This window comes from Streptomyces sp. NPDC007983, from assembly GCF_042958345.1.
Taxonomy (GTDB): domain Bacteria; phylum Actinomycetota; class Actinomycetes; order Streptomycetales; family Streptomycetaceae; genus Streptomyces.
Genome location: NZ_JBIBJI010000007.1, coordinates 93,401 through 110,071, shown reverse-complemented (window position 1 = coordinate 110,071; position 16,671 = coordinate 93,401). Strand labels below are relative to the sequence as shown.

Here is a 16,671-nt window from a genome sequence, read left to right as displayed (position 1 = left end):
CCGACGGACCACGACATACGGCGACGAAGGGGCGGACGCGATGGCGGCAGCACGGCGGATGGTGGTCATCGGGGGCGACGCGGCGGGGATGTCCGCCGCGTCCCAGGCACGCAGGCTCGGCAAGCGGGGCGAACTGGAGATCCTCGCCTTCGAGCGCGGCCACTTCACGTCGTACTCGGCCTGCGGCATCCCGTACTGGGCCGGAGGTCTGGTGGACGGCCCCGACGACCTCGTGGCCCGCACCCCGGAGGCCCACCGCGCGCGCGGTATCGACGTCCGCCTCCGCAGCGAGGTGACCGAGATCGACGTCGCCGGGCAGCGGGTCCGGGTCCGGGAGCTGGACGCGTCCGGCGGCGCCGAGCGCTGGCACGGCTTCGACGACCTGGTCATCGCCACCGGCGCCCGCCCCCGCCGCCCCGGCATGCCCGGCATCGACGCGCCCGGGGTGCACGGGGTGCAGACCCTGGACGACGGGTGGGCGCTGCTGGAGACCCTGGAGGGCCGGACGGTCGAGCGGGCCGTCGTCGTCGGCGCCGGTTACATCGGGGTGGAGATGGCCGAGGCGCTGACCCGCCGCGGCTGCCGGGTCACCGTCCTGGAGCGCGGCGAACAGCCGATGGCCACCCTCGACCCCGACATGGGGCGGCTGGTGCGGGACGCGATGGGCGGGCTCGGCATCGACACCGTGACCGGCGCGGAGGTCGCCGAGGTGCTGACCGGCGAGGACGGCCGGGTGCGCGGAGTGGCCACCAAGGGCGGCGAATACCCCGCCGAGCTGGTGGTGCTGGGCCTCGGGGTGGCCCCGGAGACCCGGCTCGCCCGGGAGGCGGGGCTGCCGCTGGGCGAGTCGGGCGGGCTGCTCACCGACCTGGCCATGCGGGTGCGCGGCCACGCCAACATCTGGGCGGGCGGCGACTGCGTCGAGGTCCTGGACCTGATGTCCGGCCGCACCCGGCACATCCCGCTGGGCACCCATGCCAACAAGCAGGGCCAGGTCATCGGCACCAACATCGGCGGCGGCTATGCGACGTTCCCCGGTGTGGTCGGCACCGCGGTCAGCAAGGTCTGCGATCTGGAGATCGCCCGCACCGGACTGCTGGAGTCCCAGGCGGAGTCGGTGGGGCTGCGCTTCCACACCGTCACCGCCGAGTCCACCAGCCGCGCCGGGTACTACCCCGGCGCCCGCCCGATGACGGTGAAGATGCTCGCCGAGCGCCGCACGGGGCGGCTGCTCGGCGTGCAGATCGTCGGCCGGGAGGGCGCGGGCAAGCGCGTGGACATCGCGGCGGTCGCGCTCACCGCCGGGATGACGGTCGAGCAGGTCGCGTCGCTGGACCTGGGGTACGCCCCGCCGTTCTCCCCGGTGTGGGACCCGGTGCAGGTGGCGGCGCGCAAGGCGGCGGCCGTCGTACGGGAGGCCACCGGCCGGTAACGGTCCGGCGCCGCCGGGCGCGTCAGCGCTCGGTGCGGGTGTGGACGTACTCGACGAGCCGGGTCAGGGCGTCCGGGTCGGTGGTGGGCAGCACGCCGTGGCCGAGGTTGAAGATGTGCCCCTCAAGCCCCTGGGCCGCGTCCAGCACCTCGGCCGCCTTGGCCTCCACGGCCTCACGCGGCGCGAACAGCACGGCGGGGTCGAGGTTGCCCTGCAGCGCCTTGCCGGGGCCCACCCGCCGGGCGGCCTCGTCCAGCGGCACCCGCCAGTCGGCGCCGACGACGTCCGCCCCGGCCTCGCCGAGCAGGCCGAGCAGCTCGCCGGTGCCGGCGCCGAAGTGGATGCGCGGCACGCCGTACCCGGCGACGGCCTCGAAGACCTTCGCGGAGGCGGGCATCACGCTGCGCCGGTAGTCGGACGGGGCCAGGGCGCCGACCCAGGAGTCGAAGAGCTGCACGGCCGAGGCTCCCGCCTCGATCTGCACCTTCAGGAAGGTCGCGGTGATGTCCGCGAGCCGGTCGAGCAGATCGGCCCACAGCTCCGGGTCGCCGTACATGAGCGCCTTGGTGTGCTCGTGGTTGCGCGACGGGCCGCCCTCGACCAGATAGCTGGCGAGCGTGAAGGGCGCGCCCGCGAAGCCGATGAGGGGGGTGGCGCCCAGCTCGCCGACGAGCATCCCGACGGCCTCGGTGACGTACTTCACATCGTCGGGATCGAGCGGACGCAGCCGCTCCAGATCCGCGCGGCTGCGGATCGGACGCTCCACGACGGGGCCGACGCCGGGCTTGATGTCGAGGTCGATCCCGATCGCCTTGAGCGGCACCACGATGTCGCTGAAGTAGATCGCGGCGTCCACCCGGTGACGGCGCACCGGCTGCAGCGTGATCTCCGTGACCAGGTCGGGCCGCGTGCAGGACTCCAGCATGGCGATGCCCTTACGGGCCTCGTGGTACTCCGGCAGCGAGCGCCCCGCCTGCCGCATGAACCACACCGGGGTATGCGGCACCGGTTCGCGTCGACAGGCCCGGAGGAAGGCCGAATCGGCGCACGGGTTCGCCGCCGGACGGCCGGTCTGCTGCTGGCCCGAGGGCCGCTCTGTGGCGCTCATGCACCAAATCTTCGCACGGGCCGAACGAGTGACCCGCCAACCCGGGTGTTCCTCCCCGGTTGGAGCCCTCAGTGCGCCTAGTCTTCCGGGCATGGCAGCGGTTCAAGGACACCTCTCGAACGGTGCTGACGGTGCTGACGGCCCGGACGCGGGCGGGGAGGGCACCCCGCTCGCCTTCCGGCGTGCGGTCGCCGGTCTGCGCGCGGTACGGGTGCGGCCGGAGGTGGAGCTCGACCCGACCCCACCGCCGCGCCGGCTGGCGCCGTTCTCCTACGCACTCGAAGCGGTGGTCACGGACACCACCGCCGCCGACGACGAGGACGAGCTGGCCGAGGGCCGGCTCATCCTGCTGCACGACCCGGCGGGCCACGACGCCTGGCGCGGCACCTTCCGGCTGGTCACGCTGATCCACGCCGACCTGGAGCCGGAGATCGCGGCGGATCCCCTGCTGCCCGAGGTGTGCTGGTCGTGGCTCACCGGCGCGCTGGACGCGCGCGGCCTCGGCTGCGTGGAGCCCAGCGGCACGGTCACGCGCGCCAGCTCGCACTACTTCGGCGGGATCGGGGAGCGGGAGCCCTCGACCCGGATCGAGATCCGCGCCTCCTGGACGCCGTCGGACCACCCCTCCCCCGAACCGGCCCGCCCGGAGCGGGCGGACGAGGCGGCCGCGGAGCCACTGGGCGTCCCCGACACCGGGGCGCACCTGGCGGCCTGGTGCGATCTGCTGTGCCAGATCGCCGGGCTGCCGCCGGCCGGGACCACGGAGGCGGGTGTGGTCTCGCTCCCCCAGCGCCGCGGCCCCCAGCCCCGCTGACCCTCCGTATCCGTGCCCACCGCCCGGTCGCGCTGTGCGCTTCCGGCGCTCAGGCAACCCCGTCTGACCGAGATCGCCCGAATTGTTACTCACCAAATCGTGATCATTCCCTAAAGCTGGACCGTATCGGTGCCGAAGGAGTGGTGACCCGTCCCACCACTTTCCAGGAGGCCTGGTGTCTGTTCTCCTCGAGCAACCGTCCAGCCTGGTCGCCTATCGCCCGAACAAGCCGACGGCCATGGTCGTCGTCGCCGACCCCCGCGTTCGTTCCACCGTCACCCGTCACCTGTGGGCCCTCGGGGTGCGCGACGTCATCGAGGCGTCGTCCGTCGCGGAGGCCCGCCCCCGTATCGGCAACCCGCGCGACATCTGCGTCGCGGAGGTCCACCTCCCCGACGGCTCCGGCCTCACCCTGCTGTCCGAGACCCGCGCCGCGGGCTGGCCGAACGGGCTGGCCCTCTCCGCCGCCGACGACATCGGCGCGGTGCGCAACGCGCTGGCCGGTGGCGTCAAGGGCTACGTCGTCACCGGCACCCGCACCAACCTGGGCATCCCCGGGCGCCCCGGCGCCGCCCCCATCGGCGCCGCCGCCGCCCGGATGCACCGCCGCCCGCCGGGCGCCCCCGGTCACCCGGGCGGCTACCGGGAGCTGTCGGGACGCGAGGTCGAGGTGCTGAGGCTGGTTGCGGAGGGCCAGTCCAACAAGGCCATCGGCGTCTCGATGGGCCTGTCCGCACTCACCGTCAAGAGCCACCTCGCCCGCATCGCCCGCAAGCTCGGCACCGGCGACCGGGCCGGCATGGTCGCGGTCGCGCTGCGTACCGGCATCATCCACTGAGTCCTGCGGCGGGGATCGCCCCGTCCGGCACCGCCCCGCGCCCGTCGACGGAACGTTCCGTCGACGGGCGCCCTGTGTACCCCCCGTACACAGCTACCCTTGACAGGTGACCGACGCCCAAGAGACCGCAGCAGAGACGACACTGCGAACCACCGGGGGCGCTCCTCCGGACGACCTCCCCCCGGCGCCGGTCCCCTTGCTGGAGCCGCGTGAGGGCATTCCGCCCGTCACCGCCGACCCGGACGCGCTCGCCGAAGTCGTCGCGGCCTTCGCCGCGGGCCACGGCCCCGTGGCCGTCGACGCCGAGCGCGCCTCCGGCTACCGCTACGGACAGCGGGCCTATCTGGTCCAGCTGCGCCGGGCGGGAGCGGGGACCGCACTGATCGACCCCGTCGGCTGCCCCGACCTGTCGGGTCTGGGGGCCGCCGTCGCCGACGCCGAGTGGGTGCTGCATGCCGCGACCCAGGATCTGCCGTGTCTGCGTGACATAGGCATGGTCCCGGACCGGCTCTTCGACACCGAACTCGCGGGCCGGCTGGCCGGGTTCGCCCGGGTGGGGCTCGGCGCCATGGTCGAGAACATCCTCGGCTACGCGCTGGAGAAGGGTCATTCGGCCGTCGACTGGTCGACCCGCCCGCTCCCCGAGCCGTGGCTGCACTACGCCGCGCTCGATGTGGAGCTGCTGGTCGACCTGCGGGACGCGCTGGAGGAGGAACTGACCCGGCAGGGGAAGCTGGAGTGGGCCCACCAGGAGTTCGCGGCCATCGCCGCGGCCCCGCCCGCCCCGCCCCGTAAGGACCCCTGGCGGCGTACGTCGGGGATGCACAAGGTGAGACGACGACGGCAGATGGCCGTGGTGCGCGAGCTGTGGACGGCCCGGGACCGGATCGCCCAGCGCCGCGACGTATCGCCCGGCAAGGTGCTGGGGGACGCGGCGATCGTGGAGGCCGCGCTCGCGCTGCCGGTGAACGCCCGGGCGCTGTCCGCGCTCAGCGGCTTCGGCCACCGGATGAGCCGCCGCCAGCTGGAGCAGTGGCAGGCCGCGGTGGACCGGGCCCGGGACCTGCCGGAGGCCGAACTCCCGCAGCCAGGCCAGCCGGTGGCCGGTCCGCCCCCGCCGCGCGCGTGGGCCGACAAGGACCCGGCCGCGGCGGCCCGGCTCTCGGCGGCCCGTACGGCGGTGACGGCGCTCGCCGAACGGCTGAATCTGCCGCAGGAGAACCTGATCGCCCCGGATACGGTCCGGCGGCTGTGCTGGGAGCCCCCGGCGGAGCCGACGACGGACGCGGTGGCGGACGTTCTCGCTGCTCATGGGGCCCGTCCCTGGCAGATCGACCAGGTGTCCACGGTCCTGACCGGCGCCCTGCGGACGGAGACCGCGTGAGTCCGGAGTGATGTCCGGCGTGATGTGACGCGCGTGGACCGGCGGCCTCGGCCGCCGGTCCTTTTCGCCGTATGACCTGTGACCTTCGACGCTACGGCGGCGAAGACTGGGCAGCGTGGTTACTCATAAGTAGCATGAGGGTGTGGAGGCGCGCCGATGGCGTGCCCGCAGCAGTGCCATCCCGCACCTGGAGGAGAGCCAACGTGCCTCGTACCGCTAGGGACGTCGTCTTCGTCGACGGCGTCCGTACCCCGTTCGGCAAGGCGGGCCCGAAGGGCATCTACCACGAGACCCGCGCCGACGACCTGGTCGTCAAGTGCATCCGGGAGCTGCTGCGACGCAACCCGGATCTGCCGCCGGAGCGCATCGACGAGGTGGCCGTCGCCGCGACCACCCAGATCGGGGACCAGGGCCTGACCATCGGCCGCACGGCGGGCATCCTGGCCGGGCTGCCGCAGTCGGTCCCCGGCTACTCGATCGACCGGATGTGCGCCGGTGCCATGACCGCCGTCACCACGACCGCGGGCTCCATCGCCTTCGGCGCGTACGACGCCGTCGTCGCGGGCGGCGTGGAGCACATGGGCCGCCACCCGATGGGCGAGGGCGTCGACCCGAACCCGCGGTTCGTCTCCGAGAAGCTGGTCGACGAGTCGGCCCTCTTCATGGGCATGACGGCGGAGAACCTGCACGACCGGCTGCCGCACCTCACCAAGCAGCGCGCCGACGAGTTCGCGGTGCGCAGCCAGGAGAAGGCCGCCAAGGCGTACGCCAACGGCAAGATCCAGCAGGACCTGGTGCCGGTCTCGGTGCGCCGCACCACCCCCGAGGGCGGGGAGACCGGCTGGGGGCTCGCGACCTCCGACGAGCCGATGCGCCCGGGCACCACGCTGGAGAACCTGGCCACGCTGAAGACCCCGTTCCGGCCGCACGGCCGGGTCACCGCGGGCAACTCCGCGGGGCTCAACGACGGCGCCACCGCCTCCCTGATCGCCTCCGAGGACTTCGCCCGGGAGCTGGAGCTGCCGGTCCGGATGCGCCTGGTGTCGTTCGCCTTCGCGGGCGTCGAGCCCGAGGTGATGGGCTACGGCCCGGTCCCGGCCACCAAGAAGGCCCTGTCCAAGGCCGGGCTGACGATCGATGACATCGGCCTGTTCGAGATCAACGAGGCGTTCGCCGTCCAGGTGCTGTCGTTCCTGGACCACTACGGCATCGCGGACGACGACCCGCGCGTCAACCAGTACGGCGGCGCGATCGCCTTCGGCCACCCGCTCGCCTCCTCCGGCGTCCGCCTGATGACGCAGCTGGCACGGCAGTTCGAGGAGCAGCCGGAGGTCCGCTACGGCATCACCACCATGTGCATCGGTTTCGGCATGGGGGGCACCGTGATCTGGGAGAACCCGCACTTCGAGGGGAACAAGTGACTACCACCGCAGAGCTTCTCAAGGGAGCGGCCGAGCTGTTCCCGGACGAGGTCGTGACGCAGGCGCACGTCCGCCACCTCGACCTCCCCCAGGACGCGGGCCGCTTCGCGCTCATCACCCTGGACAACGGGCTTGACCACACCAAGCCCACCACCTTCGGCCCGGCCTCGCTGGCGAACCTCAACGCGGCGATCGACCAGGTGGAGAAGGAGGCCGCGGACGGCGCGATCACCGGCGTCGGCATCACCGGCAAGCCGTTCATCTTCGCCGTCGGCGCCGACCTCAAGGGCGTGGAGCTGCTGAAGCGCCACGAGGACGCGCTCGCCATCGGCAAGGGCGGCCACGACGTCTTCAAGCGGCTGTCCACCCTCGCCGTGCCGACCTTCGCCTACTACAACGGCGCGGCGATGGGCGGCGGTGTCGAGGTCGGCCTGCACTGCACCTACCGCACCGTCTCGGCCGCGCTGCCCGCGTTCTCGCTGCCCGAGGTGTTCCTCGGCCTGGTCCCCGGCTGGGGCGGCTGCACCCTGCTGCCGAACCTGATCGGCGCGGACCGCGCGGTCTCGGTCATCATCGAGAACTCGCTCAACCAGAACAAGCAGCTCAAGGGCAAGCAGGTCTACGAGCTCGGGATCGCCGACGCGATCTTCGAGGGCGCGGACTTCCTGGAGCAGTCGCTGATCTGGACCGCGGCCGTCCTCAGGGGCGAGATCGAGATCGCCCGCCCCGAGATCGACCGCGGCGACGCCTGGCACGAGGCCGTGGTGCGCGGCCGCGCCATCGCCGACGGCAAGGTGCACGGGGCGGCCCCGGCCGCGTACCGGGCGCTGGAGATCATCGACGCGGCCCGCAACGGCGACCTGGCCCGCGGCTACGAGGCCGAGGAGAAGGCGCTCGCCGACCTCATCATGGGCGGCGAGCTGCGCAGCGGCATCTACGCCTTCAACCTGGTGCAGAAGCGCGCCAAGCGCCCGGCCGGCGCCCCGGACAAGTCGCTCGCCCGCCCGGTCGGCAAGGTCGGCGTGGTGGGCGCGGGGCTGATGGCCTCGCAGCTGGCGCTGCTGTTCGCGCGCCGCCTGGAGGTGCCGGTCGTGCTGACCGACATCGACCAGGAGCGCGTCGACAAGGGTGTCGGCTACGTCCACGGCGAGATCGACAAGCTGCTGCTCAAGGGCCGTATCAACCAGGACAAGGCCAACCGGCTCAAGGCCGCGGTGACCGGTTCGCTGGACAAGGCCGCCGCCTTCGGGGACGCCGACTTCGTCATCGAGGCCGTCTTCGAGGAGATGGGCGTCAAGCAGCAGGTGTTCGCCGAGGTCGAGGCGGTCGTGCCGGAGCACGCCATCCTCGCCACCAACACCTCCTCGCTGTCGGTCAGCGAGATGGCCTCCAAGCTCAAGCACCCCGAGCGGGTCGTGGGCTTCCACTTCTTCAACCCGGTGGCGATCCTGCCGCTGCTGGAGATCGTCCGCGGTGAGAAGACCGATGACGCGTCGCTGGCGACGGCCTTCGGGGTGGCGAAGAAGCTGAAGAAGACCGCCGTCCTGGTCAAGGATGCCCCGGCGTTCGTCGTCAACCGGATCCTGACCCGCTTCATGGGCGAGATCCAGAACGTCATCGACGAGGGCACCCCGGTCGACGTCGCGGAGCGCGCGGTGGAGCCGCTCGGGCTGCCGATGTCCCCGCTGGTGCTGCTGGAGCTGGTCGGCCCGGCCATCGGTCTGCACGTCTCCGAGACGCTGCACGGCGCCTTCCCGGACCGCTTCACGGTCTCGCCGAACCTCAAGCGCGTGGTCGAGGCGGGCAAGCGGGGCTTCTACGTCTACGACTCCGGGAAGCCGGAGCTGGACCCGGAGGTCGCCGCGCTGCTCCAGCAGGGCGGCACGGTCCTGACGGAGGAGCAGGTGCGCGAGCGGGTGCTGGACGCCGTCGCGCAGGAGATCGGCCTGATGCTGGACGAGGGCGTCGTCGCCGAGGCGCAGGACATCGACCTGTGCCTGATCACCGGCGCCGGCTGGCCCTTCCACCTGGGCGGCCTCACGCCGTACCTGGACCGTGAGGGTGTCTCGGAGCGGGTGAACGGGAAGCGGTTCCTGGCCCCGGGCGTCGCGAGCGTGCCCGCGTAAGCCGCGGGCGGGTGAGGTGCCCGGGCGCCGGGCGGGCCGAGGGTCCGCCCGGCGCCCGGGTGTTTTCGCTCCTGTACCGCGTCAGCCCTTCACCGCGCCGGAGAGCATGCCGGAGATGAAGTGCCGCTGGAGGAAGACGTACAGGGCGACGACCGGCAGGGCCACGATGATGGAGGCGGCCGCCAGCAGGGAGTACTGGGTGGTGTGCTCGCTCTGGAAGAAGGCCAGGCCGAGCGGTGCGGTGCGCTTGTTCTCGTCGGTGATCATGACCAGCGGGAGCAGGAACTCGTTCCAGGTCCACATGAACACCAGCATCGCCATCGTCAGCAGCGCCGGGCGGCTGGTGGGCACCAGGATCCGCCACAGCAGCCGCCAGTCGGACGCCCCGTCCAGGCGCGCCGCCTCGATGACGCTGGACGGCACCGAGCGGAAGAAGTTGCGCATCCAGAAGACGCTGAAGGCGAGGGACTGGGCGGTCTGCGGGAGGATCAACGACCAGTAGGAGTTGGTCAGTCCGGTGTCGCGCAGGTTGAAGTAGAGCGGGATGACGAAGGCCTCGGGTGGGATCATCAGCCCGATGAGGGTGACGTAGAACAGCAGCGAGCGGCCGGGGTAGTCGAAGTGGGCGAAGGAGAAGCCCGCCAGGATCGCCAGGACGGACGTCAGGAACACCACCGCCACCGCGACCAGCACGCTGGAGGACAGATAGGTGCCGAAGTGGCCTTGGTGCCAGGCGGCGGCGAAGTTGCCGAAGTCCAGGTGGTGGGGCCAGGTGAAGGAGGGCGAGGACTGCGCGGCCGGGGTCAGCGCGGACGCCACCACGCCGATCAGCGGCACCAGGGCCAGCGCGGCGAAGACGGTGAGGATGGCGTAGTTCAGCAGGCGTTCGCGTCCGGAGATCACGTCTCGTCCTCCCGTGGCTGGAGCTTGGTGATCAGGAAGGTGAGAAAGAGGATCACCACGGTCAGCACGACGGCGATGGCGCAGGCCGAACCCACCTGGCTGGTGCCGAAGGCCCGGTTGTAGACCTCGTAGGCGGGCAGGCTGGTGGCGTCGCCGGGGCCGCCGTGGGTGGCGACGTACACCAGGTCGAAGGTGCGCAGGGCGGCGATCACGGTGAGAGTGAGCGCGACGGTGATCTGCCCGCGCAGTCCGGGCAGGGTGACGGCGAAGAACTCCCGTACCGCGCCTGCCCCGTCCAGCTTCGCGGCCTCGTACAGGTCCGCCGGGATCTGCCCGATACCGGCGATGAACAGCACCAGGCACAGGCCGATCTCCAGCCAGGTGCCGATGAGGCCGACGGCGGGCAGGGCGGTGGAGAAGTCACCGAGCCAGGGGCGGGCGACCGCCTCCAGGCCGATGGCGCGCAGCGCGGTGTTGAGGACGCCGTCGGGGGCGTAGATCGCCGTCCAGGCGGTGGCGGTCACGACCATGGCGACCACCTGCGGCAGGAAGATCATCGCCCGGAAGACCGAGACCCCGCGCAGCCGGCCGGCGCGGGTGGTGACCGCGGCGAGCATCAGGGCGAGCGCGATCGGGATGACGGAGAAGAACAGGATCAGGACGAACGAGTGGAGGAAGCTCACGCGCAGCTGCGGGTCGCGGGCGATCTCGGTGTAGTTGGCGAGCCCCGCCCAGGTGGAGGCGGACACTCCGTCCCAGTGGTAGAGGGAGATCTGCACCAGCTGACCGAGCGGGACCAGCAGGAAGACCGTGAGGACGGCCAGGGCGGGAAGGGCGTAGAGGTAGCCCTTCCACTGGATGACGCGGCCGCGGCGCCGGGCCGGCCCCCGGGTGGGGGCGCCGGCCGGGCGCTCGGCGGCCGTCGTGCGGGGTGCGGTGGTGGCCATGGGGGCGGGCTACTTGCTGCTCTGGAAGGAGGAGTAGTCGGACTGGAGCCGGTCGGTGAACGCCTTGGGACTGAGGTGTCCGGCGGTCAGTTCCTGGACGGCGGCGGTGAGGGTGTCGTAGAAGGTCGGGGTCGTGTAGTCGAGGTAGGGAAGCAGTCCGTCCTTCTCGCTCACGCCCTTCCACTGGGTGAGGACGTCCGCGTCGACGGTGCCGGGGGTGGGCTTGTAGTCGGCCGGCGGCAGCGCCGGCAGGTTGCCGTGGGCTGCGCTGACCTTCATGCCGCCCCGGTCGACGAGGAAGTTGATGTACGCGGCGGCGACGTCGGGGTGCTTGGACTTGGAGGTCACCGACCACGCGAGGCCCTCGCCGCCCTGGGTGAGCGGGGGCTGACCGGCGGCGGGGCTGAGCGCGGTGAAGCCGACGTTCTTGTTCATCTTCGGGGCGAGGACGGCCGCCTGCCAGGTGCCGTCCACGAGGAACAGGGACTTGCCCTTGGCGAAGGAGGCGACGGCCTGGTCCTTGCTCTGGCCGTTGAAGCCGGAGCCCAGGTAGCCCTTGTCGGCCCAGCCGCGCAGCGTGGTCGCGGCCTTGAGCGTGCCGGGGTCGGTCCACTTGGCGCCGCCCTCGTCGAAGACGAGCTTGCGGACGTCCGCCTTCCCGGCGGTGGCGGCCTGGACGACGCCGAAGATGTGGATGCCGGGGCTCTTGTCGGCGTCGCCGTAGGACAGCGGCTGGAGGCCCGACGCCTTGGCCTTGGCCAGGGCCTTCTCGAAGTCGGCGAGCGTGGTGGGCGCGGACAGGCCGAGCGACTTCAGCTTGGCCTTGTTGTAGTAGACGCCGACGATCTCACCGGTCTGGGAGACGCCGTAGAGGTTGCCCGTCTTCCAGGTCTTGCCGTCGGAGGTGAAGCGGTTGAGGTCGAGCAGCTGGGACGGGTAGGCGCTGTTCCAGCCGTAGGCCTTGGCGTACCGGTCCACCGGCTGCAGCAGCCGGGCCTTCACGAACGCGCCCATGTCCGGGTAGCCCTGGTTCGCCTGGACGACGTCGGGCGGGTTGGTGGAGGACAGCGCGAGCTTCAGGGTGGTCTTGAGGTCGGAGAAGGACCGGGAGACGCGCTTGACGGTGACGTTCGGGTACTTCTTCATGAACGCCTTGTTGAGCGCTTCGGTGGAGGCGTCGGTACCGGGGTCGGTGTTCTGGTCCCACTCGGTGAGAGTGACCTTCCCGGCCTTGGCGGGGTCTTTGGAGACCGGGCCGGAGGTCTTCGTGCCGCCGGCGGACGAGTCGGCGCTCGGGCCGGGGGAACAGGCCGCGACGCCGGTCAGGACACCGGTGGCGAGCGCGGCTGCGGCTATGAGGCGACGGCGGGGGTGCCGTGGGGTTCTCTCACTCATGGGATGGTTCCTTCTGGTGCTGTGGCGCGGTCGCTCAGGGGGCGGCGTCGTCCGGGCTGTGGGGGTTGCGTTCGAGGAAGGCGTCGATCTCCTCCCGGTACGGCGCGCTGCTCGCGCCGCCCAGATTCCGCACCGACAGGGCGGCGCACAGCCCGGCGTAGCGGAGCCGGGTGGGGAGGGACCAGCCGTGGCTCAGGCCGGTGATCAGCCCCGCGGTGAAGACGTCACCGGCGCCGGTGGGATCGACGGCCTCCACCCGTGGGGCGGAGGCCCGGACCAGCTCGCCGGTGCCGCCGTCCACCGCGACCGCACCGCGACCGCCATCGGTCACGACGATGTCGGGCACGTGGTCGGCGAGTATCTTCACCGCCTCCTCGACGGTGCCGGCGCGGGTGTAGCTCGTCGCCTCGACGGCGTTGCACACGAACACGTCGACCTCGGCGAGACGGGTGAGCAGCTCCGGTGACCAGTCGCCGGTGGGGTCCCAGCCGACGCCGCCCACCACACGGGTGCCGCGGGAGCGGAGTTCGGCCGCCCAGGCGGGCAGCGGCCGTCCGATGCCGAGGTGCAGGAAGCGGACGCCGGGCAGCTCGCCCTCCCACACCTCGGGGCGCCGGGCCCCGGCCTCCTCGTAGGTGAGGAAGGCGCGGTCGTGGTCCTGGGGCACCGCGACCGTGACCGGGGTGTGCACGGCGGGGTCGCGGCGCAGCCAGGTCAGGTCCAGGTTCTCCTCGGCCGCGAGCCGGGCGGAGAGGTGCTCGCCGAAGGGGTCGGTGCCGATCACGCCGAAGATCCCGGTCCGCAGTCCCAGGCGGGCCGCGGCGACGGCGCGGGTGGCGGTTCCGCCCGCGGAGACGGCGAATCGGTCGGCGTACACCTCGGTCCCCGGGGTGGGCAGGTGCGGGATGCCGCCGAAGACGAGGTCGCAGAAGACCTCGCCGGCGAAGACCACATCGAGCACGGGAACCGCCTCTCTCCGGTGCGACCGCAGTGAAGTGCTCAACTATGAGCACCGCATATGCCACACGACAAGAGTCGGTCAGTTACAACAATGTATCGACGCATAAATGACTGACTTCGGTCATGCAGTGCTATCTTCAACGCGTGACTTCACGCAAACGCCACGCGAAGATCGTCGAATCGCTCCGGTCGACCGGAGTGGCCTCGGTCCGCGAGCTCGCCGAGAACCTGCAGGTCAGCGAATCCACGATCCGCCGGGACCTGACACTCCTCGACCGCAACGGCGAGCTGGTCCGCACCTACGGCGGAGCGGCCCTGTCACCGCGGGGGGCCGCGGAGGCCGCCGGTGAGGAGGCGGCGGACGAGGTCCCGTTCGACGTGGTCGCCTCGCGCGACGAGGCGCTGAAGGTCGCGATGGCCGAGGAAGCCGTGAAACTGGTCGAGGACGACAGCGTGATCGTCCTGGACATCGGCACCACGCCCCGGGCCATCGCCCGCCGGCTGCGGGGCCGTCCCGTCACCGTGATCACCAGCAGTCTGGCGGTGCTCGACGAACTCCGCGACGACGACGCCGTACGGCTGGTGATGCTCGGCGGCGTGCTGCGCCGCAACTACCAGTCGCTGGTGGGTTCCCTTACCGAGCAGGCGCTCCGCCAGGTCAGCGCCGACCTGCTCTTCCTCAGCTGCACCGGAGTGCGGCCGGGCGGCCATGTGGTGGACAACATGGCCGTCGAGGCGCCCCTGAAGCAGGCCATGATCGAGACAGCCGGGAAGGTCGTCCTGGTCGCCGCCGAGACCAAGTTCCCCGGCACCGGATCGCTGCGCGTGTGTTCGCTCTCCGACATCGACGTCCTGATCACCACCAGCGGCGCCGACCCCGACACGCTCCAGCTCTGCCGCGAAGCGGACGGAAAGGTGATACTCGCATGAAGTTGACCATCCTCGGCGGCGGCGGATTCCGCGTGCCGTACGTCTACCAGGCCCTGCTGCGCGACGAGGGCTCCCCCCGCATCGACGACGTGTGGCTGTACGACACCGACCCGGCCCGCCTCAAGGCCATGGCCGCCGTGCTCGCCCAGTTCGCCGAGGGCCACGCCGACGCGCCCCGGGTGACGGTCAGCACGTCGCTCGACGCCGCCCTGGAGGGCAGCGACTTCGTGTTCGCCGCCATCCGCGTGGGCGGGCTGGCGGGGCGGACGTGCGACGAGCGGGTCGCCCTCGACCTCGACGTGCTCGGCCAGGAGACCACCGGCCCGGGCGGCCTGGCCTACGGGCTGCGCACCATTCCCGTCATGCTCGACATCGCGCACCGGGTACGGCGCCTGGCGCCGCACGCCTACGTCATCAACTTCACCAACCCGGCCGGCATGATCACCGAAGCGATGCAGAGCGTCCTCGGTGACCGCGTCCTCGGCATCTGCGACACGCCGTCGGGCCTGGGCCGCCGCATCGCCACGACCCTCGGCCTGGACCCGGCCCGGGCCCAGTTCGACTACGTCGGCCTCAACCACCTCGGCTGGATGCGCCGCGTCCTGCACGACGGTGAGGACGTCCTGCCCCGCCTGCTCGCCGACGAACGCCTCGCCGACCTGGAGGAAGGCGTCGTCTTCGGGCGCGAGTGGCTGCGCGACCTCGGCGTGATCCCCAACGAGTACCTGTACTACTACTACTTCAACCGGGAAGCCGTACGCTCCATCCTCGACGCCCCGCAGACCCGCGGCGAGTTCCTCGCCCGCCAGCAGCAGGAGTTCTACCAGCGGGTGACCGAGACGGCCGGCGGCTCGGCCGTGTCGCTGTGGCGAAAGACCATCGCCGACCGCAGCGCCAACTACATGGCCGAGGCCAAGGGCGCCGTCCAGGGAGAGGCACAGGCCGACGAGAGCTTCCGGCCGGACCCCGCGCACCAGGGGTACGCCGGGGTCGCCCTCGCGGTGATGGCCGCGATCAGCCGCAACGAACGCGCCACGATGATCCTCAACGTGCGCAACGGAACCACCGTCTCCGCCCTCCCCCACGACGCCGTCGTCGAGGTGCCCGTGACCATCGACGCCGGTGGCGTACGCCCGCTCACCATCACCCAGCCCGACCTGCACCAGAGCGGCCTGATGCAACAGGTCAAGGCGGTCGAGCGCCTGACCATCAGCGCCGCCACCACCGGCTCCCGCACCGACGCGGCGAAGGCGTTCTCGCTCCACCCCCTGGTCGACTCGGTGACGGTCGGACGCAAGCTGCTCGACGGCTACATCGACCGCATCCCCGAAGTGGCCGCGGTCTTCGCCTAGTCCGCCGGTCCCGGGCCCCCCACCCGGGACCAGGCGCGCAGGGCGAGGCCCCGTTCGTCCGTCTTCTGACGCGCCACCAGCAGCCCGCCGTCCGGCGCGAGCGCGGCCAGGACCACCAGCCCGTGCCCGTCGCGGGCCAGCGCCGGGTGCCGGGCGCCGGGGTCGCCGGACGGCGTCCACCACACGCCCGCCGCCTCGTCCTCCGCCGGATGCGCGGCGACCGCCAGCCGGCCGCCGGCGGCGTCGCGGTGCGCCAGTACGGTGCAGTCGTGGCCGTCCACCGGGGCGCGCAGCACCGCGACCGGGCCGCTGCCCGTCGCCCCGCCGAGCGGCGCGGGGGCCGGGGCGTCCGGCCGCCAGGCCATGACCTCACCGCTGCGGGCGTCGCGCCAGTAGTGGGTGACGGTGCCGGGGCTGGTCTCCACCGCGGACGCCGAATCCGGCCGGGCGTCGGCGGGGACGTCCTCGCCCCGCTTCGGGGCGGCGCCGGGCTCGGGCTGGTACCAGCGCAGCGCGGCGCCCTTCCCGGCCGGTGCGAGCAGTTCGAGGCGGCCGTCGGCGGTCACCGCCGCCGACAGGCCGTCCAGCACGTGCGCGCCCTTCCAGTCGGTCCAGCGGTCCCATCCGCCCTTGGGGTTCTGCCGCCGCGCGCTCACCCCGCCCCCGGCGTTGCGGACGAAGACGCGCAGGGCGCCCGTGGAGTCCACCGCCGCGGCCGGTGCCCCGATCCGCTGCGCCTTGGCGCGGTCCTTGGGGTGCGGGGTGCCCAGGGAGTGCCACGCGGTGAGCGCACGGCCGGTCTGGAACTGGGTGGCGTGGACGATGTCGGCCTGTGGCCCGTCCTTGCCCTCCGTGTGCCGGAGCCCCACGAGATGGACGTAGCCGTCGGGCCCCTGAGCGGCCGTCACCCGGGACAGTCCGGGGGCCTGGATCAGCCAGGGGCCCGTCCAGTCCGGTCCGCCGGGGCGGTCCTCGGTCCAGCGGGCGACACCGCCCGCCACCAGTGCGTAGGCCGTGAGCCTGCCGTCCTTGCCGCGGAGCAACCGCAACGCCATGGCCCG

At 72.2% G+C, this 16,671-nt stretch carries 14 protein-coding genes; 8 read left to right on the top strand and 6 right to left on the bottom strand.

All coding sequences use genetic code 11. The features are described from left to right. Nucleotides 1-40 precede the first annotated feature (40 nt). A complete protein-coding gene (locus ACFZCY_RS23105) occupies nt 41-1,432 on the top strand; it encodes an FAD-dependent oxidoreductase (protein WP_391176265.1) in 1,392 nt (463 codons plus the stop codon). A 22-nt stretch (nt 1,433-1,454) separates the two neighbouring features. On the opposite strand, the gene hemE is transcribed toward ACFZCY_RS23105, so the two are convergent. Next, nucleotides 1,455-2,540, bottom strand: a complete 1,086-nt coding sequence (gene hemE / locus ACFZCY_RS23100; RefSeq protein ID WP_391176263.1) for a uroporphyrinogen decarboxylase — start codon at nt 2,538-2,540, stop codon at nt 1,455-1,457. Nucleotides 2,541-2,631: 91 nt separating this feature from the next. Here hemE and ACFZCY_RS23095 point away from each other — a divergent pair, with 91 nt between their 5' ends. The 5 genes from ACFZCY_RS23095 to ACFZCY_RS23075 all read left to right on the top strand — a co-directional run bounded on the left by ACFZCY_RS23095 (nt 2,632) and on the right by ACFZCY_RS23075 (nt 9,123). Then, nucleotides 2,632-3,354, top strand: coding sequence for a DUF3000 family protein (locus tag ACFZCY_RS23095; RefSeq protein ID WP_391176261.1), 723 nt, complete (start codon nt 2,632-2,634; stop codon nt 3,352-3,354). 175 nt (nt 3,355-3,529) lie between these two features. Further along, complete coding sequence (locus tag ACFZCY_RS23090; RefSeq protein WP_055549586.1) at nt 3,530-4,192, top strand: LuxR C-terminal-related transcriptional regulator; 663 nt, start codon at nt 3,530-3,532, stop codon at nt 4,190-4,192. A gap of 106 nt (nt 4,193-4,298) precedes the next feature. Then, a complete protein-coding gene (locus ACFZCY_RS23085) occupies nt 4,299-5,576 on the top strand; it encodes an HRDC domain-containing protein (protein ID WP_391176258.1) in 1,278 nt (425 codons plus the stop codon). Between the two features lie 203 nt (nt 5,577-5,779). Continuing rightward, nucleotides 5,780-6,997 (top strand): acetyl-CoA C-acyltransferase, encoded by a 1,218-nt coding sequence (locus ACFZCY_RS23080; protein ID WP_391176256.1) that lies wholly within the window; start codon nt 5,780-5,782, stop codon nt 6,995-6,997. Then, a complete protein-coding gene (locus tag ACFZCY_RS23075; RefSeq protein WP_391176253.1) occupies nt 6,994-9,123 on the top strand; it encodes a 3-hydroxyacyl-CoA dehydrogenase NAD-binding domain-containing protein in 2,130 nt (709 codons plus the stop codon). The genes ACFZCY_RS23080 and ACFZCY_RS23075 overlap by 4 nt, the downstream gene beginning before the upstream one ends. Before the next feature lie 81 nt (nt 9,124-9,204). On the opposite strand, the gene ACFZCY_RS23070 is transcribed toward ACFZCY_RS23075, so the two are convergent. The 4 genes from ACFZCY_RS23070 to ACFZCY_RS23055 are packed head-to-tail and all read right to left on the bottom strand — an operon-like array spanning nt 9,205 to nt 13,329. After that, nucleotides 9,205-10,026 (bottom strand): ABC transporter permease subunit, encoded by an 822-nt coding sequence (locus ACFZCY_RS23070; RefSeq protein ID WP_391176249.1) that lies wholly within the window; start codon nt 10,024-10,026, stop codon nt 9,205-9,207. Beyond that, nucleotides 10,023-10,973 carry an ABC transporter permease subunit gene (locus ACFZCY_RS23065; RefSeq protein WP_391176246.1) on the bottom strand — a complete coding sequence of 317 codons (951 nt, stop codon included), beginning with the start codon at nt 10,971-10,973 and terminating at the stop codon, nt 10,023-10,025. The genes ACFZCY_RS23070 and ACFZCY_RS23065 overlap by 4 nt, the downstream gene beginning before the upstream one ends. Before the next feature lie 9 nt (nt 10,974-10,982). Next, nucleotides 10,983-12,368 carry an extracellular solute-binding protein gene (locus tag ACFZCY_RS23060; protein ID WP_391176244.1) on the bottom strand — a complete coding sequence of 462 codons (1,386 nt, stop codon included), beginning with the start codon at nt 12,366-12,368 and terminating at the stop codon, nt 10,983-10,985. 34 nt (nt 12,369-12,402) lie between these two features. Beyond that, nucleotides 12,403-13,329, bottom strand: coding sequence for a PfkB family carbohydrate kinase (locus ACFZCY_RS23055; RefSeq protein ID WP_391176242.1), 927 nt, complete (start codon nt 13,327-13,329; stop codon nt 12,403-12,405). 143 nt (nt 13,330-13,472) lie between these two features. On the opposite strand from ACFZCY_RS23055, the gene ACFZCY_RS23050 reads away from it, so the two are divergent. Both ACFZCY_RS23050 and ACFZCY_RS23045 read left to right on the top strand, forming a co-directional pair. Further along, nucleotides 13,473-14,258, top strand: coding sequence for a DeoR family transcriptional regulator (locus ACFZCY_RS23050; RefSeq protein WP_391176239.1), 786 nt, complete (start codon nt 13,473-13,475; stop codon nt 14,256-14,258). Further along, complete coding sequence (locus ACFZCY_RS23045; RefSeq protein WP_391176236.1) at nt 14,255-15,610, top strand: 6-phospho-beta-glucosidase; 1,356 nt, start codon at nt 14,255-14,257, stop codon at nt 15,608-15,610. Before ACFZCY_RS23050 ends, ACFZCY_RS23045 begins: the two co-directional genes overlap by 4 nt. Here the strand turns inward: ACFZCY_RS23045 and ACFZCY_RS23040 are convergent. Further along, nucleotides 15,607-16,665: a hypothetical protein gene (locus ACFZCY_RS23040; protein WP_391176233.1), complete on the bottom strand. Its 1,059-nt coding sequence runs from the start codon at nt 16,663-16,665 to the stop codon at nt 15,607-15,609. The two genes, ACFZCY_RS23045 and ACFZCY_RS23040, sit on opposite strands and share 4 nt — an antisense overlap. Nucleotides 16,666-16,671 lie beyond the last annotated feature (6 nt).

Coding starts and splice junctions, on each gene's coding strand:
- ACFZCY_RS23105 (WP_391176265.1), top strand. CDS start 41: ATGGCGGCAGCACGGCGGATGGTGGTCATCGGGGGCGACGCGGCGGGG.
- hemE (WP_391176263.1), bottom strand. CDS start 2,540: ATGAGCGCCACAGAGCGGCCCTCGGGCCAGCAGCAGACCGGCCGTCCG.
- ACFZCY_RS23095 (WP_391176261.1), top strand. CDS start 2,632: ATGGCAGCGGTTCAAGGACACCTCTCGAACGGTGCTGACGGTGCTGAC.
- ACFZCY_RS23065 (WP_391176246.1), bottom strand. CDS start 10,973: ATGGCCACCACCGCACCCCGCACGACGGCCGCCGAGCGCCCGGCCGGC.
- ACFZCY_RS23060 (WP_391176244.1), bottom strand. CDS start 12,368: ATGAGTGAGAGAACCCCACGGCACCCCCGCCGTCGCCTCATAGCCGCA.
- ACFZCY_RS23045 (WP_391176236.1), top strand. CDS start 14,255: ATGAAGTTGACCATCCTCGGCGGCGGCGGATTCCGCGTGCCGTACGTC.
- ACFZCY_RS23040 (WP_391176233.1), bottom strand. CDS start 16,665: ATGGCGTTGCGGTTGCTCCGCGGCAAGGACGGCAGGCTCACGGCCTAC.